The organism is Nonomuraea sp. NPDC003709, assembly GCF_040610775.1.
GTDB lineage: Bacteria > Actinomycetota > Actinomycetes > Streptosporangiales > Streptosporangiaceae > Nonomuraea > Nonomuraea angiospora_A.
Genome location: NZ_JBEXMW010000043.1, coordinates 49,756 through 74,965 on the forward strand (window position 1 = coordinate 49,756; position 25,210 = coordinate 74,965).

The following is a 25,210-nucleotide window of genomic DNA, read 5'->3' on the forward strand; positions in this document are numbered from 1 at the left end:
TCACGGTGATGGCTGTGGCCTGTGCGCGACGACGCCATGAACGGTCGCGTTGGGTGCACCGCTGTGGCGGTGCGCCCAACGCGTCTTGTCCACCCGGAAGCCCAGCGCCACCATGACCGGCGCGTGGCGAGGGGCGGAGAGGACCGCGGTCGATCGTGCGTGATCAGGAATCGCTCTCTTGGCCGCCGTAAGCACTCAGCAGTCGGTCGTACTCCGCCCGGGTGAGGGGGAGTACCGAGCCGTGCTTGGCTCCAGGGGGCAGTTGGTAGCTCGTCGAGGGCCTCCATTTTCCGGAGTCGAGATCGGTGGTCTCGAACGGGACGTAGTTGCGCCTCCCGAATTCGTCGATGAACATGTACCACCTCTCTTCGGTGTTCGACTTGAACACGGCCGGGCCTTCGCCACGGTCGATCTCCCCGTCGCCGATGCGGTCGGCCACGAAGTCATAAGTGGTGGAGGTCAGTTCTCGGGACTTCTCGGCGGTGATGAGCTTGGCGCTGGGCGCGGAAGGCGTCTGGTCCCGCTCGTCCTTGGTGTAACGGTAGTAGACGTCGTCGTGCTTGATCACGGCCGAGTCGATGACCGCATGCCCTGGATCGTGCCAGATCTTGGGTTCGCTGAACTTGCGGAAGTCGGTGGTGGTGGCGTACAGCATCCGGTTGTAGGTCGTTCCGGTGTGGTCCGGGTCGTCCTGGGCGTAGAGCTTCGAGGCCCAGAAGACGACGTACGTGCCGAGTTCTTCGGCGTAGCACGCCTTCGGTGCCCAGGTGTTGCCCGCGGTGTCGCCGGACACCTTGACGAGGCGCTGACCGGTCCAGTTGACCAGGTCCGTGGAATCCCAGACCACGATCGACTTGCTGCCGGTGCGCTCGGCTCTGTCCCAAGTGAGCGGTACCGGGTCCTCGTCGCCGCCGGACGTCAGCAGATCCGTGGCGATCAGGTGGAACCTGTCGCCCTCGGGGGAACGGATCAGGAAAGGGTCGCGCACTCCCTTGGTGCCGAGGGTGGAGGACAGGATCGGCTTTCCGGCGTTCAACTCCCGGTAGTGCAACGGATCGTTGCCGAGGCTGAGCGCCATCCGGATCCGTTCGTCGTCGGCGGCGGGGCTGCCGACGAAGTAGACGAGCAGATAGCCGGCGTAGACCGGTTTCGGCTGATGCACAAATGCTCCTGAGCAGAGGGAAAGGACGGGTGCGCGGGGAAAGTCGCCACCACGAAGTGCGGCATATGGCCGCTCCGCGAAAACGCATCCCGGCCGCTCCAGCACCGCCACCGAGGACGACGGCGCCCACGCTACCCGCCGCTCCTCGCTCCAGGTCGCCGCCGCACAAGTCGTCGACGGCAGACTGTACTGCGACCGCGACGAGCCCGTCCGGCTCGATCTGCCCCCCATGGCCTGAAGCGTGTTGGAGAAGGCTGTGATCAGAGGTGGTCAGCGACCATGGACTCTCACCTCCTTGACCTCGGCCGGAGCCTCTGGGAACACGAGTTTCACCGCGTGCAGAGCGCGGCCTCGCAGGTCGAACGACATCCGCCGCTCGGTGGTGCCGGCGGCCACCTCCTCGGCGGCCTGTCCGCCGGAGACCTCCAGCCGGTACGGCACGGCGTCCGGCTCGCCGAGGAGCACCGTGACGGTGTCCACTCGCCACAGGCCCTCGAGGTCGACGCGGATCCAGGCGCCCGGTCGGTTCGTGGCGCTGATCCAGCCCTCGCCGGTGGAGTAGTCGGTGATCAGGTGCGCCGGACGGTCGGCCAGTGAGCCGCTGCTGAAGACGGGCCGTTTGGCCGACAGCAGGCGCGGGGCGTCGGAGGAGGGCACGAACGAGCGCGAGGGCGGGCCGGGGGCCAGGCGGCGAGGCCGGCCACGCCACTGTTCCCCGCCGACGGCCTCGATGGTCAGCTCCGCCGGGGCCAGCCCGTCCGCGCCGGCCCGCAGCGTGTTGGGGCCGGCGAAGTAGGAGCGGAACTCGATCGCGCCGATCCCGTCGAGCAGGCCGCGGTTTTCGGGGGACAGCGTGATCGAGGTTCCGGTGGGGAAGACGCCGCCGCCCTCCACGACCTCGATGCGCACGGGGCGTTCGTCGGCGACGACGTGGCCTGACGCGTCGAGGAGTTCCACCATGATCTGGGTGTCGTCGGTGCCGTCGGTGGCGATCGTCATGCGGTCCGCGCTCAGCCGCAGGGCGGTCGCGGTGCCGGGGAGCGGCCACGGGGGCGGTTCGACGCCCCGAAGCTCGCGACGGTACCAGTACCAGGACCGCAGCGGGAGGCGGAAGTAGTCGATGAAGCCCATGCGGGACATGTCGGCCACGATGCTGCCGTGATGCATGCCGCACCAGAGCACGATGCCCGACCGCCAGGGGTGCGGGGTCTCGACGCCGTGGGCGTACCGCGGGCCGTAGGCGCCGGGGCGATCCTCGATGAGGCTGCCGTACTCGGAGACCAGATTGGGCCACGGTGGCTTGTGGTAGAGCGATGCCCCGTCGCCGTTGTAGCCGGCCACATCCCCGAGTTCGTCGAAGCCACGGCGCTGGGCGCCGCCCACCGCGGCCGGCCGGGTGGGGTCGAGCTCGTGCACCAGGTCGACCAGGCGACGGGTCAGGTCCTTGGCCTGCGGGATCACCTCGTCGTCGCTGAAGAACACCTCGTTGCCGGTGCTCCACGCGATGATGCTGGGGTGATTGCGGTTGACGCGGATCATCTCCGCCATCGCGCGAAGACAGCTGTCCTCGAACTCCGCGCGGTCGGCCTCGTGCGGTGGGTAGGCGCTGGCGGTCCAGAACCCTTCGGCGCTCTCCCCGCCGATGCCCCAGAAGCACAGCTCCGACCAGAACAGCACGCCCTGGCGGTCGCACTCGGCGGCGAACTGCTCGTGGTGGGGGTAGTGCGAGCCGCGGATGAAGTTCATGCCGCTCTCGCGGATGAGCGCCACATCGCGGCGGATGCCGCTGTGGGTCGCCGCGTCGCACCACCCGGCACGGTCCTGGTGCACGTTGGCGCCGTGGATCGGCAGGTGCTCGCCGTTCAGGAAGAAGCCCTTGTCAGTGGTGAACTCGGCGGTGCGCACCCCGAAGGTGGTGACGGCCTCGTCCAGGCAGCGCTCATCCTGGGTCAGGCGCTGCTCCAGCGTGTAGAGGTGCGGCGTGTCGGGATGCCACAGTCGCGCCTGACGCAGGGTGAACTCCTGGCGGCACGTGCTCGTGGCTCCGGCCGGCACCGACACGCTCTGGCGTAACCGCAGGACCGGCTCTCCGGCCAGGTGGATCTCGGCGGTCAGGTCGCCCTCGAAGTCCGCGTCGCCGTCGTTGACCAGCTCGGTGGCCACGTCGATGACGGCGTCGCCGTCCAGCAGCTGTCGGGTGGTGACGAACGTGCCGTACCAGGCGATGCGGGTGCGCTCGGCCACGATCAGCGCGACGTCGCGGTAGATGCCGCCGTTGAACGTGTGCTCTCCGGCGCGGGGCGCCAGCCGCGGATTCCATTCGTTGCTGACCCGTACGGCGAGCTGGTTGGCCCCGGCGCGTACGGCGGTGGAGATGTCGATCGCGAAGGCCGTGTAGCCGCCGAGGTGCCGGCCCACCTGACTCCCGTTGACGTACACCTCGGCGTCCTGGAACACGCCCTGGAACTCCAGCGCGAGATACTTGCCGAGATCCTCGGGGCGTATGTCGAGGACCCGCCGGTAGACGCCGCGGCCGACGTAGAAGCCGGTCTCCATGAAGTACGGGATGCCGAAGGAGTGCGGCAGGCCGACGTCGTAGAGGTCTCCGTCGTCGAAGTCCTCGGCGACCGCGCCGGCGGGGTCGCCGTAGGCGAACTTCCACGCCCGGTTGATGAGCTCCCGACGACGGGTCATGACGCGTCCGTCCCGGTCTTGACGGCGGTCAGGCGCACGTGCGGGAAAACCCGATGCACGCGACGGACTGTGCTGCAGGGCAAGGGCACGATGAACAGCTCTCCGAGGGGGAATCATGGTGACCGTGAACGTTCACGGCCACCGTGCGAAACCTCACCGTAAAGAGCGAGTGCCCATGTGTCAATGAGCGTGCGTCAAGCGGATTCGCGCCACAGCATGCGTGGGCGCACCGTACGCCGCATGGACGGCAGCTCGCCGAAGTCGGCGGCGGCGAGCGCGTCGGCGATGTCCAGTGCGTTGCTCACCAGCGCGTGGCGATCGATGGACATCGTCGTCAACGTCGGATGCACGGCCTCGCCCAGGGTGAGACCGTCGATGCCGCAGATCCGCACCTGGCCGGGGACGTCGATGCCGAGGGCGTGCGAGGCCTGCACCGCGCCGATCGCCATGAGGTCGTTGAAGACCAGCACCGCGTCCATCTCCGGATGAGCGCCGACGAGTTCGGCGAACGCCCGGCCGCCACCGGCCATCGATTCCTCGCCGATGACGATCATGTCCGCCGATTCGGCCCCGGCGAACTCCTCGAAGTACCCGCGCCGCGGGGAAGGCGCGTAGGTGGGGGAGAAGCGCAGGGAGTAGGCGGAATCGATCATGCCGATGCGCCGCGCGCCCTTGCCGCGCAGGGCCTCGATCGCTTCCCGCACGCCTTCGCGGATGTCGACCTCGACGGAGTGCATGCCGGGCAGGCTGCCGGTCCGCTCCAGCATCACGAGCGGGATGCCGCGGCTGGTCTTGACGAGATCGTCGTCGTCCTGGCCGAAGTGCCCGACGAACAGGTCCACCTGGCCTGACAGCATGTCGAGCGCGCTCGCCTCGTCCTCCGTCTCCGTCGAGGCCATCACCACGTGCCAGCCGCGCTCGGCCGCGGTGTTGAGCAGGTCGCCGGCGATCTCGGTGAAGTACGGGTTGCGGAAGGAGGCCACCAGATACCCCATCGCGCGGGTCTTCTTCCGCACGACCAGGTTGCGGGCGAACCGGCTCGGCCGGTATCCGAGCCGCTGGCAGGCTTCAAGCACGCGCTGCTTGGTCTGTTCGTTGATCTCCCCCATGTCGTTGATGGCCCGGGTCACGGTCTGCCGGGAGACCCCGGCGGCCTGGGCCACGTCGTTGATCGTCACGCGTTTCGCCATCGCCGTCCTAGGTTTGTTGCCTGGATTGATCGTACTGACGGAACAGGGCCACAGGCCGTCGTCGCTCGTGACAACCTGCGGAATCTGCCCGAATGCCGACTATTGACAGCCAAACCACCGATGTTTAGGTTGTGTTTCACGCCAGTGTCGTGAACGTTCACGGTACCTGCCTCGTGAACCTTCACGGCACCGGCCCCGCCCCTGCAACCTGTGCCACGGCAGCCCCAGCGCTCCCCCCACCCGAAGGGGTGGTTCACCAGGTAGCGGGCGAGCGTGCGGATCCCATCCATCATCTTTCATGGGCCGGTGGAACATTGTCCTTCAGCGAAGCAGACCGTAACGTCTCATCCTTCGAGCCAGGCGCAGGCCGACTGAAGCCCCGCGCCAGCTCGGCCAGCAGTGCCCGCTCCATGCCCCTGGACGGTTATTGGACATTTCACCTGGCTCCCCGCCTTCGGGAAATGAGCGACGGCTTCGAGAGTCCTGACTTCGACGATTCCGCCTGGGCCGCGCTGCGGGTGCCCGGGTCGTGGCAGATGGAAGGCCTCCGCGGTCCCGACGGCACCCTGCTGGAGCGCGGGCAGGCGCAATGGGGAAGCCCCGCGTACACCAATGTGATCTACCCGTTCCCGATCGACCCGCCGCACCCGCCGGATGCCAACCCGACGGGGGAGTACCGCCGGACCTTCGAGGTGGACACGCTTGGAGTCGCCAGCTGGGTGTTGCGGTTCGAAGGCGTGGATTCGCACTTCACGGTGTGGCTCAACGGGGTAGAGCTCGGCTGGGGCACCGGCAGCAGGCTGCCGACCGAGTTCGACGTGACGCACGCCCTGCGGGAGGGGCCGAACGTCCTGGCCGTCCGGGTGCACCAGTGGTCGGCGGCGAGTTACCTGGAAGACCAGGACATGTGGTGGATCTCGGGGATCTTCCGCTCGGTCTCCCTCCTGGAACGTCCAGTGGGTGCGATCGGCGACCACTTCGTCCAAGCCGACTTCGATCACGAGGCAGGGGAAGGCATCCTCCGCGTCGAGAGCGACGTCCCGGCCGTCGTCGACATCCCGGAGCTGGGCATCACCGGCCTGCCGGCGGGCGAGAGCCTCCGCATACCCGGCGTCGGCCCATGGAGCGCCGAGACCCCGAGGTTGTACGCCGGGGTGCTCAGAAGCGAGGGGGAGTCCATCGAGCTCCGGATCGGATTCCGGACCGTTCGGGTCGTGGACGGGCTCATCACCGTCAACGGGTCACCGGTGCGCTTCCGCGGCGTCAACCGGCACGAGTGGCATCCGGAGACGGGCCGCACGCTCGACCCGGAGACGATGCTGGCCGATGTCCTGCTGATGAAGCAGCACAACATCAACGCGGTGCGGACCAGCCACTACCCGCCGGACAGCCGCTTCCTCGACCTGTGTGACGAGTACGGCCTGTGGGTCATCGATGAATGCGATCTCGAGACCCATGGCTTCGTCCAGGTCGGCTGGGAGCGCAACCCTTCCGCGGACCCACGTTGGCTATCTGCCTACCTGGACCGGGTCGAGCGCATGGTCGAGCGCGACAAGAATCACCCTTCCGTGATCATGTGGTCGATGGGTAACGAGTGCGGCGTCGGCGACAACCTGCGGGCGATGGCCGAATGGGCCCGCCTCCGCGACAGCACCCGGCTGATTCACTACGAGGGCGACTACGACAGCTCTTACGCCGACGTCTACAGCCGGATGTACGTGGACATCGGCGAACTGGAGCTCATCGGCAAGGGCGCCGACGAGCGCACGGTTGATGCCCAAGCGGACGCCCATCGTCGCGCGCTTCCGGTCATCCTCTGCGAGTACGCCCACGCCATGGGCAACGGCCCGGGCGGCCTGGCGGAGTACGAGGAGCTGTTCGACCGGTACCCGCGGCTGCACGGTGGATTCGTCTGGGAGTGGATCGACCACGGCATTCTGCAGCGCGCGGCAGAGGGTCCCAACGCCGGGCAGCTGTTCTACGCCTACGGCGGGGATTTCGGGGAGGTCGTGAACGACCGCAACTTCATCGCCGACGGCCTCGTCTTCCCGGATCGAACTCCGTCTCCCGGGCTGCTGGAGTACAAGGCGGCGATCGCGCCGGTCGTCCTGTCCATCGACGACGACAGCACGCTGACCGTCCGGAGCAGGTTCGATCACATCGACACCTCCGGGCTGGACTTCCGATGGCTCCTCGAAGAGGATGGCGCCGAGCTGGGCCACGGCATCGTCGAAGTCCCACCGGTTGCTCCGCGCGGCACGACCCGGGTCCGGCTCGACGACACCATCGCCGAGCTGGCCGGCGACGCCTCGGGCGAGGTCGTCCTCACCGTTCGCGCGTCGCGGGCCAAGGAGCGTGACGGCGTGCCCGCCGGCCACGAGATCGCCTTCGCCCAGCGGATCCTGGCCGAAGCCCGGCGGCAGGAGCACGGCTTCACCGTGGGCCTTCCGATCGAGGTGTCCCACCATGGGTACCGCCTGGGCACCGCCGAATTCGACGCCGACGGGCGACTTGTCATGCTCGGCGAGCTGCCCGTGCTCGGCCCTCGGCTGGATCTCTGGCGTGCGCCCACCGACAATGACCGGGCCTGGCTGGGGCAGGCGAAAGCCTGGCGTGATCTCGGCCTGGACCGGCTCGAACACCGTACCGCCCGGGTGCAGCCAGGGGATGGCGAACTTGTCGTCGAGACGGTGAGCATGGCCGCTGGACGGGAGGCCGGGATGCGGACCCAGATGATCTGGTCCGCGAGTCCCGAGGGCGACCTCCAGCTGCGCCTCCACCTGAGCCCGGTCGGCCGGTTCGACACCGATCTGGCCGCGCTCATGCACGACTCCAGCCGTGTGAAGCGAGGCACCGTACCTCGCCTGGGCCTACGCCTCGGGCTCCCCGGCGGTGACGGAACTCTCGAATGGTACGGACTCGGCCCGGGGGAGAACTATCGCGACAGCCGGCTGGCGGCCCGGCTCGGCCGTCACCGGGCCAAGGTGGCAGAACTGCAGACCCCCTACGTCTTTCCCCAGGAGAACGGCAACCGCGGCGCCGTCCGATCCGCGGAGATCTCCTGGCAGACCGGCGAGCGATTGCGTATCACCGCACCCTCCGGCATTGACGTGACATTGCGACCCTGGACCAGCGAGGCACTGGACGCGGCGCGGCACCCCACCGACCTGGTCCCGGACGGCAGGCTCTGGCTCAACCTCGACATCGCCCACTACGGGCTCGGCTCGGCCTCCTGCGGCCCCGACGCATGGCCGGCCCACCGGTTGTACCCCCACACCTGCTCACTCCTGGTCCGCCTCGCCCAGGTGCGGTGACGCGGCTATGAAGTGGAGTGCCGCCAGGCGGAGTTTCCGGCGCTATTGGCAGCTCTACCTGCTGATCGTCGTGCCGCTGGCCTACTTCGTGATCTTCAAGTACATCCCGATGACGAACGCGGTCATCGCGTTCAAGGACTACAGCGTCGTCGACGGGATCTGGGGCAGCGAGTGGGTCGGTCTCAAGCACTTCTCGGCATTCTTCGCCAACCCCGTCTTCTGGAAGCTGGTCGAGAACACCTTCCTGCTGTCGGTGTACTTCCTCCTGGCCGGCTTCCCCATCCCGATCATCCTGGCCCTCGCGCTGAACGAGGTCCGGCTGCGTGCCTTCAAACGCACGGTCCAGCTGGTCACCTACGCGCCCTACTTCATCTCCACCGTGGTCGTCGTCTCCATGGTGATTCTGATCCTGTCGCCACGGATCGGGCTCATGGACAGAGCCTTCGGCTTCTTCGGCGTGGACGCGCCCGACCTCCTGGGTGACGCGGACTACTTCCGCCACATCTACGTGTGGAGCGATATCTGGCAGACGGCGGGCTATTCGGCCGTCGTCTACATGGCCGCGCTGTCGGGCATCGACCCCAGCCTGTACGAGGCGGCCCGAGTCGACGGAGCGACGCGCCTGCAGAAGATCGTCCATGTCGACATCCCGGGCATCATGCCGACGGCGATCATCATCCTGATCCTGGGCGTGGGCAACATCATGGCGGTCGGGTTCGAGAAGGCGTTCCTCCTGCAGAACCCGCTCAACCTCGGCAACTCAGAGATCATCGCCACTTATGTCTACAAGGTCGGCCTGCTGAACGCCGACTTCAGCCAGGCCACCGCGGTGGGCCTGTTCAACTCGATGATCAACCTGCTGCTGCTCATCGGGGTCAACTTCATCGCCAAGCGTGTTTCCGGGAGTGGTCTGTGGTGACCGGCACAATGACGCGGACCGCGGAGAAGAGGCGCCTGCGCCCCGGCCGGGTCAGGGACTCCGGTGTCGACCGGCTCTTCATGGCGTGCGTCTACCTGTTGCTCATCACGTTCCTCGCGGTCGTCCTCCTGCCGTTGATGTACATCGTGGCGAGCTCCTTCAGCAGCCCGAACGCCGTCTCGTCCGGCCGGGTGTGGCTGTGGCCGGTCGATTTCTCGATCCGGGGCTACGAGGTGGCGCTGGGCAATCCGCAGATCGTGACGGGGTTCGCCAACTCGCTCTTCTACACCGTCGTGGGCACGCTCGTCAGCGTCGTGCTCACGATCGCCATCGCCTATCCGCTCTCCCGCAAGGATTTCTACGGCCGCAACGTCATCACCGCGTTCATCGTCTTCACGATGATCTTCGCGGGCGGGCTCATCCCCACCTACCTCGTCGTACAGAAACTCGGCCTGCTCGACACCCGCTTGGCGCTGATCGTGCCGGGGGCGATCGGCGTCTGGCAGGTCATCATCGCCCGCGCCTACCTGCGCAACAGCATCCCCGACTCGCTCTACGAGGCCGCCGAGATCGACGGTGCGAGCAGCCTGCGCGTGCTCTGGTCGGTGGTGCTGCCGCTGGCCAAGCCCATGATCGCGGTAGTCGCCCTGATGTACGCGATCGGGCAGTGGAACGCGTACTTCGACGCGCTGCTCTACCTCAAGAGCGACGAGCTGTACCCGCTCCAGCTCGTACTCCGCAACCTGATCATCCTCAACACCCAGGCCGGCGGCCAGATGGACGCCGCCATCATGATGCAGCGGCAGCAGCTCGCCGACCTGCTCAAATACTCCCTGATCGTCATCTCCACGGTTCCCGTGCTGCTGATCTACCCGTTCGTCGCCCGCTACTTCACCAAGGGAATCATGATCGGCGCGATCAAGGGCTAGCCCGGCGGCCGTCCTTCACCCCCCGAAAGGCATGACCCATGTCCACCCTGCCCAGAAAGCAAGCGGCCCTGCTGGCCGCACTGTCGCTGGCCGCCCTGCCCGTTGCCGCCTGCTCGTCGTCCGGCGAGAAGTCCGCAGGCTCGGCAAGCCAGGGAGGAATGACCGAGCTCACGGTCTTCATCCCGCAAGGCGCCGACCAGAATCTCCAGACCAACGCCTACACCAAGCTGCTCAGCGGCAAATTCAAGATCAATTTCAAGTTCCAGACGACGACCTACGATGCCGCCCCTGCGGCGGAGAAGCGGCAGATCTCGCTGGCCAGCGGCGACTACCCCGACCTCTACCTGCTTGTCCCGTGGGTGGATCAGTTCGCCCAGCCCGAGTTGCTCAAGCTCTCCAAGCAGGGCGTGATCCTGCCGCTCAACGACCTGATCGCCAAGTACGCGCCCAACATCCAGAAGGCGCTGGAGACGACCCCCGCCTACAAGACGATGGCCACCGCGCCCGACGGCAAGATCTACGGCCTGCCGGAGTGGAACGACTGCTTCCACTGCTCCTACCAGGCCAAACTCTGGCTCAACACGGCCTGGCTGAAAAAACTCGGACTGTCCATGCCGAAGACGACCGAGGAGATGCGCACCGTCCTGCGGGCCTTCAAGACCAAGGACCCCAACGGCAACGGCAAGGCCGACGAGATCCCGCTCACGGCCGCCACCGGCGATCCGCTCCTGACCTACTTCATGAACGCCTTCATCTACGACCCGCGCGGGGCCGGCGTCGCCGCCTCGACGCTCGCGTTGAACAACGGCAAGGTCCAGCTCCAGGCCGCGCAGGCCAAATGGCGTGAGGGACTGCGCTACATCGCCTCCCTCTACAAGGAGGGACTCATCGACCCGGGTGCCTTCACTCAGAACGGGGACGCGCTGAAGGCCAAGGGGGACAACGCCGACGCAGTGATCGTCGGGGCCGGGACCATGCTCCACCCGGCGCTCATGGTCACCCTGGACCAGAAGGACGGACGGGACAAGGACTACGACGCGGTGCCCCCGCTGACCGGCCCCGAAGGAGTCGGCTACACGTCCTACAGCTCGCCCAGCCTTCCGGGCGCCACGTTCGTCCTGACGAACAAGGCCACCGAGCAGGACCAGATCGCCGCCATCAAGATGCTCGACTACATCTTCACCGACGAGGGGCAAGTGCAAGGCCAGTTCGGCCAGGAGGGCGTCGGCTGGAAGAAGCCGGATAGCGGCGACGTGGCCCTCGACAAGAATCTGAAGCCCCTGTACAAAGTGATCCCCGGCAAGCCGGGTGCGGCGCCCACCAACGCCTCATGGGGAGCGCTCACGCAGTACAACAGCACCAGGGCGTTCCGCGACGCCCAGGTCCAGCCGACCGACACCGACAAACCGGAAGGCTACGAGCGAAGGCTTTTCGACGCCACCAAGCTGTATGAGGGCAAGGTGCCGAAGGACCAGATCTTCCCGTCCTGGAACCTGTGGCTCGGTACCGACGTCACCGCCGAGGCCGCGACGCTGCAGACCAACATCCAGAACTACGTGGGCCAGTCCAACCTGGAGTTCGTGACCGGCAAGAAGAACATCGACAGCGACCAGGACTGGACCGCTTACCTGGACGGTCTCAACGGCCTCGGCCTGCAGCGATACCTGCAGATCCAGCAGCAGGCTTACGACGCTCAGTGAGAAACGACATGGACCAACGACACCACATCCGGCTGGCCGCTCCCGCCGCCGCGTTCCACGACGCCTTCCTCCTGGGGAACGGCAGTCTGGGCGCGACGGTGTACGGGCGGGCCGGGGTCGAGCGCGTCGACCTCAACCTCGACACCGTCTGGTCGGGCGGTCCCGGGAGCCCGGAGAGCGGCCCTCCGGCCGGCGAGCTGCTTCCCGAGCTGCGGCAGGCGATCCGCGAGCGCGACCACCTGCGCGCCGACCAGCTCGCCCGTTCCCTGCAGGGGCCCGGCTACACCCAGTCCTACCAGCCACTCGGGTGGCTGGAATGGAGCTACGCCGCGGACCGTCCCCTTGACGGCTACCTCCGCGAGCTCGACCTGGCCGAGGCGGTCACGACCACGACCTACGGGCCGGTGCGGGTGGAGAGCTTCGTCTCGGCACCCGACGGAGTCCTCGTGATGTCGGCCACGGGTGGGGACGAGGTCGCCGCGCCCGCCTTCCGCTCGGAGCACCCGACCATGGAGATCGAGCAGCGGGAGGAGGAAGGCGTCCACTGGCTCGTGGCCACCGGGCGCGCGCCGGCACACGTGCTGCCGAACTACGTCGATGCGGAGCCGGCCGTCGTCTACGCGACCGAGGAGGGGATGGGGTTCGCCGTGGCCGTGGCGGTGCACCGGACCGGCCTCGGAGAGGTGCGGCTCATCGCCGCCGCGGCGAGCGGTTTCCGCGGCTACGATCAGCGGCCCAGTACCGATCGCCGGTCGATAGCCGCCGAGGCCGAGCAGCGGGTCGCGCGAGCCCTGTCCACCGAGACGTCGAAGCTGCGCGCGCGACATCGCGAGGACTACCGCGGCTACTTCGACCGGGCCGATCTGGACCTCTCGGGATCCGGGCCCGAGGCAGCCGGGGCCGAGCTCTTCTTCCACCTCGGCCGGTACCTGCTGATCTCGAGCTCACGCCCAGGTACCCAGGCGGCCAACCTCCAAGGCATCTGGAACGTCGACGTCCGTCCCGGCTGGAGCTGCAACTACACCACCAACATCAACCTCCAGATGAACTACTGGGCGGCGGAGTCCACCGGGCTCCCCGAACTGCACGAGCCGCTGTTCCGGCTGACGCGCGAGCTCGCCCGGAGCGGAGAGCAGACGGCTCGCCGGTACTACGCGGCCCGCGGCTCGGTCGTGCATCACAACACCGACCTCTGGCGGTTCTCCACGCCGGTGTCCGGCGATCCCCAGTGGGCCAACTGGCCGTCGGGGCTCCTGTGGCTGTCGGCTCACCTCTGGGACCACCTCGACTACGGGGCGGACGACGAGTTCGCCGCGGAGACCGCTCTGCCGGTTTTCCGGGCGGCGGCGCGATTCGCGCTGGACATGCTGGTTCCGGACGGGCGAGGCGAGCTCGTGATGAGCCCCTCCACCTCGCCCGAGCACCACTTCCTCGTCGGCGCCTCGGCTCACGCGGCCGTGTCCGAGGGAACGGCGATGGACCAGGAACTGGTCCGCGAGGTGCTGGCGCGATACGTGAGCCTGGCCCTGCGCCACTCCTCTGAGGAGGAAGACCAGGTAGAACGGGCCCGGACCGCGCTGGCCGACCTGCGCGCTGTGGCGGTCGGATCGGGTGGCGAGCTGCTCGAGTGGTACGACGAGCGCCCACCGCGCGAGCCGGGCCACCGCCACCTGTCCCACCTGTACGGCCTGTATCCAGGCACCCGCATCACCGAAGCGGCCACACCGGACCACTTCGCGGCCGCTCGCCGGGCGCTGCGGCACCGCCTGGAACACGGCAGCGGCTACACCGGATGGAGCCAGGCGTGGACCCTCTGCCTGGCCGCCCGCCTGCGTGACGCGGAGCTCGCCGAGCGGGCGATCTCGGTCCTGCTCAACGAGCTGAGCTCGGAATCCCTGCTCGATCTGCACCCGCATGGCGACTGGCCCGGCGGCAACATCTTCCAGATCGACGGCAACCTGGGCGGTGCCGCCGGGATGACCGAGCTGCTCGTGCAGAGCCATGAGGGAGCGATCAGCCTGCTGAAGGCGCTGCCGCCGAGCTGGCACACCGGATCGGCACGAGGCATCCGCTGCCGCGGCGGACATCAGGTCGAGCTCGCCTGGCGGGCGGGGACCCTGGCCCGTGTGGACGTCACGGCCGGTCGGCCCGGAAGGATGGTCGTCGAAATACCCGGGGACACCCCGCCCTTGAACATCGTCGACGAAAACGGCACGCAAGTGCCTCTTGCCGAGGTGGGGGGAGCGATCCCCGGCCGGCTCCGCCTGGCGTGGAACGGCCTGCCCGGTCGTCGTTACACGGCCCGCACTTGAACGGCCGTGGCGTCTCCTCACGCACGTGCTTCCCGTGTCTCCGGCGCCCTTGCCCACGGCGCGCGTCACACACACGCCAAGGGCTCGTGGCACCTTGGGAGTCAGGCGGTGTCCCTTTCACGTGAAGTCGACGGAAGAGGGACCTGCTGACCTGCGGCACGGCATGTTGATCCGGACGGTTTCGACTGAGGGTTTTCAGGTCTCCTTGTCGGTGAGCTGGCGTGCGGTGCCCGAGGCTGCTCAGTCACCTGAGATGGGAGGTGTACGGCTCAGTCCAGAGTCATGAGCTACCGCTCTTGTCAGCGGTTGGTGGCCCGGTCAACGCCCTTGTGTACCCGAACCGTGCGGTCGATGAGCTCGCGCAGCGCGCTCTCGTCGACGTCGTCGAGTCGCTTCAGGTAGAGGCATCCCTTTCCGGTCCTGTGCGGACCGAGCCGGGCCAGCACAGATGCGTGCCGCTCCTCGAACCCGCCCACCAAATAGACGACGAGTTGCTGCTTGCGTGGTGAGAAGCCCGCCAAGGGCCAGTCGCCCGTGCGCCCAGTCGCGTAGGTGTAGCGGTAGCTGCCGAAGCCGACGATGCTGGGGCCCCACATCACCGCAGGCTCACCGGTCACCTCGCTCAGAATCGCGCGGAGGCGCTCCGCGTCGGCTCGTCGGCGTTCGTCAGAGACCGCGGCCAGGAAATCGTCCACGCTGGCGTCAGTCGGGACCGTCACCGGCTGTTTCGAGGTCACCATGACGTCATGCTCCCACGCCGGTGTGACAAATGGTGGTGGGCACAGGGGACCCCGATCCCGGCCGTCGCGAACCCCAGTACAGCAAGGACGAAATCCGTCAACTCACGCGAATGCCGACAGCTCCAACTGCAACCGACAGTTTTTGTCCCTTCCTTGGACGACTTCGAGCGGAGCTGTTCAGGTCTACCTGCCGGCGAGAATGCCTCAAGGCCGGTGGTCGTGACTAGGTCAAAGCACCGTCGAGGGTGTAATGGGCCGTGCGACCAGAGCGGCCGCAGGCGGTGGTGTGGTCAAAGGAAGGGTGAGTCCTGATCGTCTCGCCGAGTCGGTAAGCCAGGTGCGTGGCGGTATCGACGGCGTGTGCAGTCAGGCGGCAATGCGGCCTGCCGATCCATCCGCGCAAGGTTCACCCCACCTGGTCCCACGAGATGGCCTCGATGCGCTCGACGTGCTCCTCGCCCCACTCCCCGAGCGGCGCCATCGCGGTGTTGAGTGAATGACCGAACTCGGTGAGCGAGTACTCCACTTTCGGCGGGACCTGGTGATAGACCTCACGATGCAGCAGCCCGGTGGCCTCCATCTCCCGCAACTGCAGGATCAGCACCCGCTCGCTGATGCCGGGCACCGCGCGCCGCAGCTCCCCGAAGCGCAGGGGACCATCCTGGAGCGCGAAAAGGATCAGTCCTTTCCACTTGCCTCCCATGACGGCGATTGCAGCGTCGAGACCACAGGTGAACGTCCGCGTCTTCGTCTCCTTCACCGACCCATACTCACACTTATGTCAGTACCCGGCAAAAAAGTAGGTACTTGAGAGAATGCAGGTGCTCCAGCCAGCATGAATCAGGCCCGCGCCAAGACCACGACGGTCTCCAACGCGGCGCGCTCGCCTCCTCATCTCTGTGGCTGGAGTACGCATATGACTGCAATGAACGGGACACCGGTGACCGTCATCGGACTGGGCTCGATGGGCTCGGCACTGGCCGAGGCCTTCATCAAGGCCGGACACCCGACCACCGTCTGGAACAGGACCGCCGGCAAAGCCGCGCCCCTCATCGCCATGGGAGCCAGGCATGCGCAGGCCATTGAGGACGCGGTGGCGGCAAGTCCCCTGGTCATCACCTGTCTGACCACCTTCGAGGACACCCGGGCGGCGCTGCGGCCGGCCGGCGCGTCGCTGCGTGGGCGGGCCCTGGTCACCCTCAACAGCGGTTCCCCGGCCGGCGCCCGCGAGACGGCCGCCTGGGCCATCGACCATGGGTTCCGGTTCCTGGCCGGGGCGGTCAAGAACGTGCCCTCGGCCGTGGGAGCGCCGGACACCCTGCTGTACTACAGCGGCGACAAGGCGGTCTTCGAGGAGTTCGAGACGACCCTGAAGGTGCTGGGCGGCGACACCGTCCACCTCGGCGACGAAAGCGACCTGGCCGCCCTGTATGAGATGGCGGTGGGCGCCATGCTGCTGCCGGCGCTCGTCGGCTTCTTCCAGGGCGCCGCCGCGGTCCAGGCGCGCGGGCTGGAGGTGAACACGATGGTGCGTTTCGCCGGTAAGTGGCTGGACATGATCAAGTCCCTGCTGCCGATCTACGCCAAGGAGATCGACGGCGGCGACTACACCGACGCCGCCTCCTCGGTGAACCTCTTCCTGGCGGGGGCGGCTCACGACGAGGACCTGGCCAAGGAGACGAACGTCGACACGGCCTGGCTCGCCCCGCTCCATGACCTGGTGAGGCGGGCGGCTGAGGCAGGCCATGGCGATCACAGCATCGCGGCCCTCACCGAGGTGCTCAGAAAGCCGGCGCGACAGCCATAAGCCGGACGGGTCCAAGCCCGGACGAAGCGCCCCATCAAGGCTGCACCTGACGAACTGGCCGGACCGGCTCAACTCATCGGTAGGAGTCGATAAGCCGTGCGAGGTGCCTGCCGGCGATCTCCAGCGGCGCCTCGCTCTGGGACACCTGCGCCGACAGCTCCGCGCCCTCCAGCAGGTTGATCACGCTTTGGGCGAGGTCGTGCGCCACGTCGTCGGCGAAGCCGGAGCGGCTGAGTTTGTCGCGGACCAGCGTGCGCCAGTTTTCGTAGGCGTCCTCTGCGGCCTGCTGGATCTCGGGCACCCGGCCGGCGCTCTCCAGCGCCGTGGTGGTGACGGGGCAACCGTCCAGCCAGCCGGACTCGCGCAGCCCGTTGGCCAGGTCGCGGGTGCAGGCGACGATCGCCGCGGCCGGATCTTCCTCCTGGTCGAACGCCGCGCGCAGGAATTCCGCGAACTCTCTGTCCCCGTGGCGGACGGCCTCGACCGCCAGTTGCCGCTTGCCGCCCGGGAAGAAGTGGTAGACCGAGCCGAGTGTGGCTTGGGCCTCCTGGGAGATCTGCTTGAGGCCCGTCGCCTCGTACCCCTGCCGCTGCATCAGGCGAGAGGTCGTCCGGACGATCCGCTCCCGGGTGCCGATCTCGTGCTGGGTCCGCATGGCTCCCATCGTACTGAATAGAGCGCTCGTTCTAGTCGTGTGCTAGCGTGCCGTCTAGATAGAGCGTTCGTTCTAGTGGTCAGGAGAGCGTGGATGAAGTCTGTGACGGTGATCGGGTTGGGCCCCATGGGACACGCCATGGCCGGCGCCTACCTCGACAGCGGCTACGAGGTGACCGTGTGGAACCGTACTCCTGCCAGGGCAGACGACCTGGTGGCGCGGGGCGCGAGGAGAGCGGGATCCGTCGAGGCGGCGCTCACCGCCAACGAGCTGGTGGTGCTGAGCCTGACCGACTATGACGCGATGGATGCCATCCTGGCCCAAGCCCCGCGTACCGCCCTGGCCGGACGTACCCTGGTCAACCTCACCTCCGACACCCCGGACAGGGCGCGTCAGGCGGCCGTGTGGCTGGCCGAGCGCGGGGCCGTGCAGATCACCGGGGGCGTGCAGGTGCCGCCTCCGGGCATCGGCACGCCGGACGCGATGACGTACTACAGCGGCCCCAAGGACGCCATCGAGGCGCGCCGGCCCGCCCTTGAGGTGCTGACCGGGATCGACTACCTCGGCGAGGACCCGGGATTGGCGGCGCTGTACTACCAGATCGGGATCGACATGTTCTGGACGGCGCTGGCAGGCTACCTGCACGGCCAGGCGGTGGCGGAGGCCAATGGCATCTCGGCGGAGGATTTCCTGCCGCACGCGGTGAAGACCATGGACCTCCGCTATTTCCTGGAGTTCTACGCGCCGCGCATCACAGCAGGCAACCAAGAGGGGGACGTCGACCGAGTCTCCATGGGCGTGGCGAGCCTGGAACACGTGCTGCGCACCACGCAGGCATCCGGCGTTGATGACTCACTTCCGGCCGCCGTCCTGAAGATCTTTCGCCAAGGCGTCACCGCCGGCCACGGCCAAAACAGCCTCACGAGCTTGATCGGCGTGCTGAAGCAGCGCTGATGTATCACCGATCCAGTCCCAGGAGAGGGCCTCGACTGCGGCGCTGCGACCGCTCCGTCGACGAGATCGAGGCGGTCATGTTCGCCGAGGTCGAGGACACCGCGCGCAAGGCGCCGGCGGAAAGCCTCACGGCCTGCGCCCGCGCCCTGCGTCCCCGACCTGCGCCCCCGCGTCAGAGATGCCGATCGGTGCCGGGGCGTGCTTCAGCGGGCTGCGACGCGGTCATGCCGACTGCTGCAACGACATCACGGCCCATGGCGCGAGTTCGACGTCGAGGTCCAGCACACCGCTGTCGGGCACGGTCAGCGTGAACCTGAGGAGCGAGTCGGCGACTCCGCTCAGGTACTCGCTCTCGGCTCGGGACAGGTTGAGGGGGGACCCGAGCCGGTACCAGGCCTCGGCGGCGTTCCCGTGCTCCCAGTCCACGATCTCGACGAGGAACGTGGCGCCCGGCTCCAGTCCGCCGATCGAGTGGTGGATCCTGCGGCTCGGCCCCGTCTCGGCCAGCGCGCGTGCCGCCGGGTAGGAGTTCTCCGAGCCGACACCCCTCGTGCCCATGTCCTCGGGGTAGTTGAAGAACACCGCCGAGACGGCCGACGTCCGGCTGTCACGGGTCACGACCCCGTCGGGCGTCGCGAGGAGCAGTCGGTCGCCGAGCCGTTCCAGCATCGTGAACGCGTGGAACGTGGGCTTGTGAATGCCGCCCTCGTTCACCAGGCCGAACCCGCCGTGGAACGGTCCCATTCCGGCGCCGCCCTCCTCGAACACGTCCGTGAAGGTCCAGTAGGAGATCGAGTCGGCGAGGGTGGCGCACTTCAGATACGACCGCGTGATGGAGGTCGCCGCGAACGGCGTGTCGTGGATGAAGTCGCGGGCCGACGGCGACGTCGACCACTCCGTGATGTGGATCTCCGCCTCGGGATACGCGCTGTTGTTCACGAGCTTGCGAAGGAGGGTCAGGTCGTCGAACGTCGCATCGGCGTACCGGGTGATCTGCACGGCCTCGCCGTCGGTGCCGTACGCGAAGTCGGTGGGGTAGAGGTGGGTCGAGATGAAGTCGATCGGGAGCTCGCGCTCGGCGCACCAGGCGATGAAGTCCTCGATCCATACCGGGCGCCAGTCGAGCGCGTCCACGTCGGCCGCGGCGGCCGTCTCGTGCATCGCGGAGCGGTCCTCGACCTCGCCCTTGTAGCGGTCGTCGGGCACGAAGACGCTGGTTGCGGGCCCGCCCACCTTCAACGCGGGATCGATCTTCTTGATCGCCGTCACGGTCTGCTCGTAAAGCTCGAAGTACTCGGTTTTCGTCCCGGTCCAGAAGTGGGGAACCAGGTTCGGCTCGTTCCACACCTCGAACCGCCACTCCCGCACCTCGGCGAGGCCGTACCGGTCGATCCAGTGCTCGACCGACCTCGTGACCAGCTCGACCCAGCGCGCCATGTCCTTGGGCGGGCTGCAGTGCGCGCCCCACCAGAACACCGTCTCCGTCTCCGTCGCCAGCTCGCGCGGCATGAAGCCCAGCTCGACGAATGGGCGGACCCCGCAGTCCACAATGAAGTCGAACACCTTGTCCACATAGCTGAATGTGTGCACGGGCGCGGCAAGAGGCGTGTTCGGGCCGAAACCGCTGCCGTAGCTCTCCCGGTACACGAACATGTCGTCGTGAAAGACGCCGTGAAAGCGGACGTACTGGAATCCGCATGCGGCGACGGCCTCGGCGAATTGCTGCCGCCAGTCCGCGCGCAGTGCCTCGTTCGCCCGTCCGGCGCCGATACACCTGCTCCAGATGTGCGGAAGCGCACTCTCGTCGCACAGCCTGCCGTCGATCCGGAATCGGGTCATGGTCTCACTTCTCTTCAGGGAAACGTTGGTGAATGGAGCGCTGCTAACCCTTGATGGCGCCCAGCGACAGGCCCGACTGCCAGTACCGCTGCAGGCTCAGGAACGCGATGATCAACGGGATGATGGTCAGCAGCGCGGACGTGATCACGAGATTCTGGATGAGGGCGCCGTTCCCCGCCGTCGAGCCCAGCTTGTTCCACTGGTTGATTCCGACGGTCAGCGGATACCAGGCGGGATCCTTGAGCATGATCAACGGCAGGAAATAGTTGTTCCAGATCGACACGAACGAGAAGAGCAGGACCGTCACGCTTGCCGGGGCGAGCAGCGGGAGCGCGATCTGGAGAAAGGTCCTGAACTCCCCGGCGCCGTCGATCTTCGCGGCCTCCAGCAGGCCGGTGGGCACGGCTTCGGCCGTGAACACCCACATCAGGTACAACCCGAAGGGGTTGATGAAGGACGGGATGAGAATCGCCCACGGGGTATTGGTCATGCCGACGTGCGCGAACAGCAGGAACTGCGGGATCGCCAGGGCGATGCCGGGGACGGAGATCGATCCCAGCACGACGAAGAGAAACACCCGCTTGCCCCTGAAATCGAGTTTCGCCAGGGCGTACCCGCCGAGGGCGGCCAGGAAGGTCGATACGGTCGCACCCACGACGACGTAGAGAACGGTGTTGAGGAGCCAGCGGGAGAAGATCCCGTCCTGGTAGCTGAAAACCTGCACGATGTTGTCCCACAGGGCGAACTCGCGACCGGGTGCGAGTCCGAACGACGACACGAAGTCGGCCTGCGACTTGGTCGCGTTGATGACCAGCCATACGAGCGGCAGCAGGCAGTACAACATGAACAGAGCTGTCATCACGGTGAGGGTCGTGCTCTTCTTGGGATTCTCCACCGTGTAGAGCCGGCGGCTACTGATCGGGTGCATTCCTCAACCCTCTGATCTGGACGACGTAGGCGACGGTGATCGTGATCGCCGCCATGACGAGCGCGAGTGCGGCCGCATAGCCCTGCTGGGACCCGGTGAACGCCAGGTTGTACGCGTACAGGTTGGGCGTGTAGAAGGTGGTGACGCCGCTGTTGGCCACCATCGAGGGCAGGATCTGCGGTTCGTTGAACATCTGGAAGGTGCCGATGATCGAGAAGATGATCGTGACGACCAGGGATCCGCGAAGTGCCGGCAGCTTGATCGCGCGGACGATCTGGAGCTCGTTCGCCCCGTCGATCGCGGCCGCCTCGTACAACTCGCGCGGGACGGCCTTGAGCGCGGCGTAGAAGATGAGCATGTTGAAGCCGGTGAACGCCCACGTCACCATCAGCCCGATGGAGATGAGCGTGGTACCGGGGGCGAAGGGATCGATGTCCGTGCCCAGAGCGTCGTTGAGGCTGCCGAACAGGCCGTACTTGACGCCCAGCAGGAATCCCCACATGAGGGTCGCCACGATCGCCGGCACCGCGTAGGGGAGGAAGATCGTCACCCGCATGAATCTGGTGCCGTGCACCCGCATGGAGTCCAGCGCCAGCGCCAGCGCCATGGCGAAGAGCAGCATGATCGGCACCTGGACGAGCGTGAACCGGAAGACGCGCCCCACCCCGTCCCAGAACTGGGGATCCTGGAACAGCTTGCCGTAGTTGGCGAATCCGACGAACGTGTTGCCCCCGACGAGCTTGTCCTGGAAGAGGCTGAGGTAGGCGGCGTACAGGATGGGCACGATGAACACCACGGCGAACAGCGCCCCGAAAGGTGCTATGAACGCCAGCCCGATCTGTGACTTGCGGCGCTTGCGAGTCGGCGCCGAATGCTGTGCGGCATCCGGCGACGCCATGGCCGAAGCGGTGACGCCGACCCGACGTGCCAGGCCCATGTCCGTGTTCCTTCCGATTCGTTGAGGTGGCCCAGGGCTCGCTAGTCCACCTGGAAGCCCTGCTCGTTGCCGTACTGGATGCAGCGCTGCTTCCACTGCTCGAGGATCTCGGCGAGCGAGCCCTTGCCCGTGGTGTAGAACGGCGATGCGAGGTCGCCGTAGACCGAGCGTGCCCACTCGAAGAACGGCGGGTACTGCCAGCCGCTCCCGACGATCTCCGAGGCCTCGGCCAGCACCGCGCCGACCTTCTGGTCGCCGAAGTACTGGTTGGCCTTGCTCTGGAACGCCTCGCTGTCCAGGACCGACGTGTTCGGCACGAAGGCACCCGCGTCGACGCGGGACGACAGGCCACCGCCGTGCGTGAAGTACTCGAGGAACTTGAAAGCGGCGTCCTGGTGCTCGGCCGCGGCCGGGATGCCGAAGGAGCTTCCGCCGTTCGCCGCTCCGACCTTGTCTCCCTGCTTCCACTGGGGCATCAAGGCGACTCTGAAGTCACCGGCGGCCTTCGGTGCGCGCTCCGGCAGCGTGGAGGTCAGCCAGCCGCCCATGGTCTGGGTGGCGAGGCTTCCGTCGTTGAGCGTCCGGTTCCAGTCGTCGGACCATCCTGTGATCTTGGTGTTGATCAGGCCCTCGTCGAGCATCTTCTGCCAGAAGGCCACGGCCCTGGTCGTGCCCTCGTCGGTGAAGTCGATGTGCACTTTGTTGCCGTTCACCTTGAACGGGCGGCCACCGGCCTGCCAGATGAGCGAGAGCAGGAAGAAGATGTCTCCCGTGTCCTGGGCGATGTAGTGGTCGCCGCCGAGCGCCCGGACCTTCTTGGCGGCCTCGTGGTACTCGTCCCACGTGGCCGGCGCCTTGTCGATGCCGGCCTTCTTGAGGGTGGCCGTGTTGTAGAACAGCGCCGAAGGACCGTAGTCGGACGGCAGCGCGTAGACCTTGCCGTTGACCGTCACGTCGCTCCACGCGCCAGGGACGTAGTCCTTCTTGAAGTTCTCGACGCCGTACTTGCCGAGATCGGCGAGCTTGCCGGGAATGGCGAAGTAGGGCACCGCGAAGTACTCGAACATCACGACGTCAGGTACACCGGAACCGGCCTGGATGGCGTTGTCGAGCGCCTTGTACTCGTCCTGGGAGGAGCCCGCGTTGACGACCTCGACCTTGATGTTCGGGTTCGCGGCCTGGAAGCCCGGGACAGCCCCCTCGACGGTGCCGTCCCAGCTCCAGACCGTGAGCTTCACCTGTTGGTCACCGCCGCTGCCGGTCGCGCTTCCGCCGCCGGAGCCGCCCGAGCAAGCGGTCAGCGCGAGCATCGGCGCGAGTACCGCGGAAAGGAGCCTTGTCTTCTGGGAGAGCCGCATCGAGCCTCTCCTCTCGTCCTGGAGGTGGGTCCGAAACTATTTCGAAACTTGTTCGGTGCTGGCAGGACACTAGGTGGTGTGTTTGTCCCGTGTCAACGGGAGAAGCAGCGAGGATGCCGGGGCGGCAATTGGTGGAAGGGGTCCGTGGTAGATTCGAAATAGTTTCGAAGCCCGGAAGGAGCCCTGATGTCACGGCGAGGTCGTTCGGAGCGAGCCACCTTGGCGGACGTCGCCAGACTGGCCGGCGTCTCGCCGGCGACCGCCTCCAAGGTCCTCAACGGGCGGAGCGATGTGGGCGCGAGTACGCGTGAGCATGTCCTCGGAGTCATGGCCGAGATCGGCTACATGCCGACGGCGGTGCGACATGAGCGAACCCGGGACCGGACCCTCGTCACTGTGCTCGACATCGTGGAATCCCGTTATGCCGGAACGGTGCTCCAAGGGGTCCTCGTGGCCGCGACCTCCGCGCAGGCGGAGCTTCTCCTTCGCCTGCCGCCGGACGAGTCGATCAGCGCGAGCCGTGTGGCGGCCCGTGCCTGGATGGAGGAGCAGAAGGCATCCGGTGTCGTCGGTGTCATCGCGCTTGCCGTGGCCGTGCCGGACTCGGTGCTCTTCGCCGCGGAGGAGCTTGAGGTGCCTGTCGTGTCGATCGACCCGATCGATACGACTGAATCGCGTCTCGTGAGCATCGGCTCGACCAACTGGGCGGGTGGTCGCTCGGCGACCGAGCATGTCATCAGGCTCGGCCATCGCAGGATCGGCTGGATCGGCGGGCCGCTGGGTTCTGCCCCCTCGCTGGAACGCTTCCACGGGTACCAGGCCGCGCTCGACTCGGCCGGCGTCGCGCCGGATCGTGCACTGATCCGCCACGAGGCGTTCTCCGTCGAGGCGGGGCTGCGGCACGGCCATGAGCTGCTCGCGCTCGACGAGCGGCCGACCGCGATCGTCGCGGGCAACGACGAGATCGCCGTCGGGGTCCTCGCCGCGGCCAAGGCGCTTCACATCAACGTGCCGGGCGAGCTGTCGGTCACCGGGTTCGACGACACGCCGCAGACCCAGTGGACCACGCCCCGGCTCACGTCCGTCCGGCAGCCTCTCGTCGGCATGGGCCGGATGGCGGTCGAGACCGTCCTCGGCATGGCGGACGGTGTCCAGCCCGCCTCGCGGCACCTCCAGCTGGCGACGACCCTCAGCGTCCGCGACTCGACGGGCCCCGTCCCTTCGTCCTGATCCGCCGTCAGGGCAACATATGAAACTTTCATGGCCTGCCGTTTCTCGCAGGAGGACCGAACGAAAGTTTCGGTGCGCATCATAGGTGGCCGAGACCCTGTAGCGCCGGATCAGGCGGCCGAATGTGTCTGAAACTTTTCAGATCCACCTTGACATGTTTCGGAAGCATTTCCACACTGAGTCACCAAGCGACGCCTTGATGGCGTGTCCCCACGTGTTCCCGTTTCCGTATCTCAGACATGGAGGCTCAGGCATGGGCGCAAACGCCATACCCTCGCCTGGAACCAGGCGGCCCTTGAACGGCTTACGGTGGTCCCTGATCGTCGGTGCTCTCGGCGTGCTCGCCGTGATCATGGCGCTGATGGCGCCGCTCCGCGCCGATGCCGCGGCGAGCACGCTCGGCGCGGCCGCCGCGCAGAGCGGGCGGTACTTCGGCACCGCCATCGCCGCGGGCAGGCTCGGCGACTCGCAGTACACCACGATCGCCGGCCGCGAGTTCAACATGGTGACGGCCGAGAACGAGATGAAGATCGACGCCACCG

Annotated in this window: 19 protein-coding genes; 9 read left to right on the plus strand and 10 right to left on the minus strand. The window is 67.1% G+C overall.

Features of this window, described 5'->3' with window-relative positions; all coding sequences use genetic code 11:
• Nucleotides 1-163: 163 nt before the first annotated feature.
• The 3 genes from ABZX61_RS61300 to ABZX61_RS61310 form a co-directional block, all read right to left on the minus strand.
• Entirely contained in the window at nt 164-1,162 is a 999-nt protein-coding gene (locus ABZX61_RS61300) for a glycoside hydrolase family 43 protein (protein WP_355211347.1), read from the minus strand.
• 270 nt (nt 1,163-1,432) lie between these two features.
• Nucleotides 1,433-3,856, minus strand: coding sequence for a glycoside hydrolase family 2 TIM barrel-domain containing protein (locus tag ABZX61_RS61305; RefSeq protein WP_355211350.1), 2,424 nt, complete (start codon nt 3,854-3,856; stop codon nt 1,433-1,435).
• 194 nt (nt 3,857-4,050) lie between these two features.
• On the minus strand, nt 4,051-5,046 hold the full coding sequence (locus ABZX61_RS61310) for a LacI family DNA-binding transcriptional regulator (protein ID WP_355211352.1): 996 nt from the start codon (nt 5,044-5,046) through the stop codon (nt 4,051-4,053).
• 314 nt (nt 5,047-5,360) lie between these two features.
• Here ABZX61_RS61310 and ABZX61_RS61315 point away from each other — a divergent pair, with 314 nt between their 5' ends.
• The 5 genes from ABZX61_RS61315 to ABZX61_RS61335 are packed head-to-tail and all read left to right on the plus strand — an operon-like array spanning nt 5,361 to nt 14,220.
• Nucleotides 5,361-8,360: a glycoside hydrolase family 2 TIM barrel-domain containing protein gene (locus ABZX61_RS61315; protein ID WP_355211355.1), complete on the plus strand. Its 3,000-nt coding sequence runs from the start codon at nt 5,361-5,363 to the stop codon at nt 8,358-8,360.
• A gap of 7 nt (nt 8,361-8,367) precedes the next feature.
• Nucleotides 8,368-9,279: an ABC transporter permease subunit gene (locus ABZX61_RS61320; protein WP_355211358.1), complete on the plus strand. Its 912-nt coding sequence runs from the start codon at nt 8,368-8,370 to the stop codon at nt 9,277-9,279.
• Between the two features lie 8 nt (nt 9,280-9,287).
• Entirely contained in the window at nt 9,288-10,208 is a 921-nt protein-coding gene (locus tag ABZX61_RS61325) for a carbohydrate ABC transporter permease (protein ID WP_355211361.1), read from the plus strand.
• Nucleotides 10,209-10,246: 38 nt separating this feature from the next.
• Complete coding sequence (locus ABZX61_RS61330; RefSeq protein WP_355211364.1) at nt 10,247-11,908, plus strand: hypothetical protein; 1,662 nt, start codon at nt 10,247-10,249, stop codon at nt 11,906-11,908.
• An 8-nt stretch (nt 11,909-11,916) separates the two neighbouring features.
• Nucleotides 11,917-14,220: a glycoside hydrolase family 95 protein gene (locus tag ABZX61_RS61335; RefSeq protein ID WP_355211367.1), complete on the plus strand. Its 2,304-nt coding sequence runs from the start codon at nt 11,917-11,919 to the stop codon at nt 14,218-14,220.
• Between the two features lie 299 nt (nt 14,221-14,519).
• On the opposite strand, the gene ABZX61_RS61340 is transcribed toward ABZX61_RS61335, so the two are convergent.
• Both ABZX61_RS61340 and ABZX61_RS61345 read right to left on the minus strand, forming a co-directional pair.
• Nucleotides 14,520-14,960 (minus strand): DUF1801 domain-containing protein, encoded by a 441-nt coding sequence (locus tag ABZX61_RS61340; RefSeq protein WP_355211370.1) that lies wholly within the window; start codon nt 14,958-14,960, stop codon nt 14,520-14,522.
• A 406-nt stretch (nt 14,961-15,366) separates the two neighbouring features.
• On the minus strand, nt 15,367-15,720 hold the full coding sequence (locus tag ABZX61_RS61345) for a helix-turn-helix domain-containing protein (RefSeq protein WP_355211373.1): 354 nt from the start codon (nt 15,718-15,720) through the stop codon (nt 15,367-15,369).
• A gap of 156 nt (nt 15,721-15,876) precedes the next feature.
• Here ABZX61_RS61345 and ABZX61_RS61350 point away from each other — a divergent pair, with 156 nt between their 5' ends.
• Nucleotides 15,877-16,767, plus strand: coding sequence for an NAD(P)-binding domain-containing protein (locus ABZX61_RS61350; protein WP_355211375.1), 891 nt, complete (start codon nt 15,877-15,879; stop codon nt 16,765-16,767).
• Between the two features lie 73 nt (nt 16,768-16,840).
• Here ABZX61_RS61350 and ABZX61_RS61355 read toward each other — a convergent pair whose 3' ends face one another.
• Nucleotides 16,841-17,422, minus strand: coding sequence for a TetR/AcrR family transcriptional regulator (locus tag ABZX61_RS61355; RefSeq protein ID WP_355211378.1), 582 nt, complete (start codon nt 17,420-17,422; stop codon nt 16,841-16,843).
• Between the two features lie 93 nt (nt 17,423-17,515).
• Between ABZX61_RS61355 and ABZX61_RS61360 the strand changes: the two genes are divergently transcribed.
• Nucleotides 17,516-18,376, plus strand: coding sequence for an NAD(P)-binding domain-containing protein (locus tag ABZX61_RS61360; protein WP_355211381.1), 861 nt, complete (start codon nt 17,516-17,518; stop codon nt 18,374-18,376).
• Nucleotides 18,377-18,598: 222 nt separating this feature from the next.
• On the opposite strand, the gene ABZX61_RS61365 is transcribed toward ABZX61_RS61360, so the two are convergent.
• From ABZX61_RS61365 to ABZX61_RS61380, 4 genes are read right to left on the minus strand one after another with little or no spacing between them, the layout of a single operon-like run.
• Nucleotides 18,599-20,215: a beta-xylosidase gene (locus ABZX61_RS61365; protein ID WP_355211383.1), complete on the minus strand. Its 1,617-nt coding sequence runs from the start codon at nt 20,213-20,215 to the stop codon at nt 18,599-18,601.
• A gap of 43 nt (nt 20,216-20,258) precedes the next feature.
• Entirely contained in the window at nt 20,259-21,143 is an 885-nt protein-coding gene (locus ABZX61_RS61370) for a carbohydrate ABC transporter permease (protein ID WP_355211386.1), read from the minus strand.
• Entirely contained in the window at nt 21,127-22,080 is a 954-nt protein-coding gene (locus ABZX61_RS61375) for a sugar ABC transporter permease (RefSeq protein ID WP_355211389.1), read from the minus strand. The genes ABZX61_RS61370 and ABZX61_RS61375 overlap by 17 nt, the downstream gene beginning before the upstream one ends.
• A 41-nt stretch (nt 22,081-22,121) precedes the next feature.
• The gene (locus tag ABZX61_RS61380; protein ID WP_355211392.1) at nt 22,122-23,438 is read right to left on the minus strand and encodes a sugar ABC transporter substrate-binding protein; all 1,317 of its coding nucleotides are present in this window, start codon (nt 23,436-23,438) and stop codon (nt 22,122-22,124) included.
• 186 nt (nt 23,439-23,624) lie between these two features.
• Between ABZX61_RS61380 and ABZX61_RS61385 the strand changes: the two genes are divergently transcribed.
• Complete coding sequence (locus tag ABZX61_RS61385; protein ID WP_355211394.1) at nt 23,625-24,668, plus strand: substrate-binding domain-containing protein; 1,044 nt, start codon at nt 23,625-23,627, stop codon at nt 24,666-24,668.
• A gap of 295 nt (nt 24,669-24,963) precedes the next feature.
• Nucleotides 24,964-25,210, plus strand: a 247-nt coding sequence (locus tag ABZX61_RS61390) for an endo-1,4-beta-xylanase (protein WP_355211397.1), incomplete at its 3' end; no start/stop codon positions are given.

Coding starts and splice junctions, on each gene's coding strand:
- ABZX61_RS61305 (WP_355211350.1), bottom strand. CDS start 3,856: ATGACCCGTCGTCGGGAGCTCATCAACCGGGCGTGGAAGTTCGCCTAC.
- ABZX61_RS61310 (WP_355211352.1), bottom strand. CDS start 5,046: ATGGCGAAACGCGTGACGATCAACGACGTGGCCCAGGCCGCCGGGGTC.
- ABZX61_RS61320 (WP_355211358.1), top strand. CDS start 8,368: ATGAAGTGGAGTGCCGCCAGGCGGAGTTTCCGGCGCTATTGGCAGCTC.
- ABZX61_RS61325 (WP_355211361.1), top strand. CDS start 9,288: ATGACGCGGACCGCGGAGAAGAGGCGCCTGCGCCCCGGCCGGGTCAGG.
- ABZX61_RS61330 (WP_355211364.1), top strand. CDS start 10,247: ATGTCCACCCTGCCCAGAAAGCAAGCGGCCCTGCTGGCCGCACTGTCG.
- ABZX61_RS61335 (WP_355211367.1), top strand. CDS start 11,917: ATGGACCAACGACACCACATCCGGCTGGCCGCTCCCGCCGCCGCGTTC.
- ABZX61_RS61340 (WP_355211370.1), bottom strand. CDS start 14,960: ATGGTGACCTCGAAACAGCCGGTGACGGTCCCGACTGACGCCAGCGTG.
- ABZX61_RS61350 (WP_355211375.1), top strand. CDS start 15,877: ATGACTGCAATGAACGGGACACCGGTGACCGTCATCGGACTGGGCTCG.
- ABZX61_RS61355 (WP_355211378.1), bottom strand. CDS start 17,422: ATGCGGACCCAGCACGAGATCGGCACCCGGGAGCGGATCGTCCGGACG.
- ABZX61_RS61360 (WP_355211381.1), top strand. CDS start 17,516: ATGAAGTCTGTGACGGTGATCGGGTTGGGCCCCATGGGACACGCCATG.
- ABZX61_RS61365 (WP_355211383.1), bottom strand. CDS start 20,215: ATGACCCGATTCCGGATCGACGGCAGGCTGTGCGACGAGAGTGCGCTT.
- ABZX61_RS61370 (WP_355211386.1), bottom strand. CDS start 21,143: ATGCACCCGATCAGTAGCCGCCGGCTCTACACGGTGGAGAATCCCAAG.
- ABZX61_RS61375 (WP_355211389.1), bottom strand. CDS start 22,080: ATGGGCCTGGCACGTCGGGTCGGCGTCACCGCTTCGGCCATGGCGTCG.
- ABZX61_RS61380 (WP_355211392.1), bottom strand. CDS start 23,438: ATGCGGCTCTCCCAGAAGACAAGGCTCCTTTCCGCGGTACTCGCGCCG.
- ABZX61_RS61385 (WP_355211394.1), top strand. CDS start 23,625: ATGTCACGGCGAGGTCGTTCGGAGCGAGCCACCTTGGCGGACGTCGCC.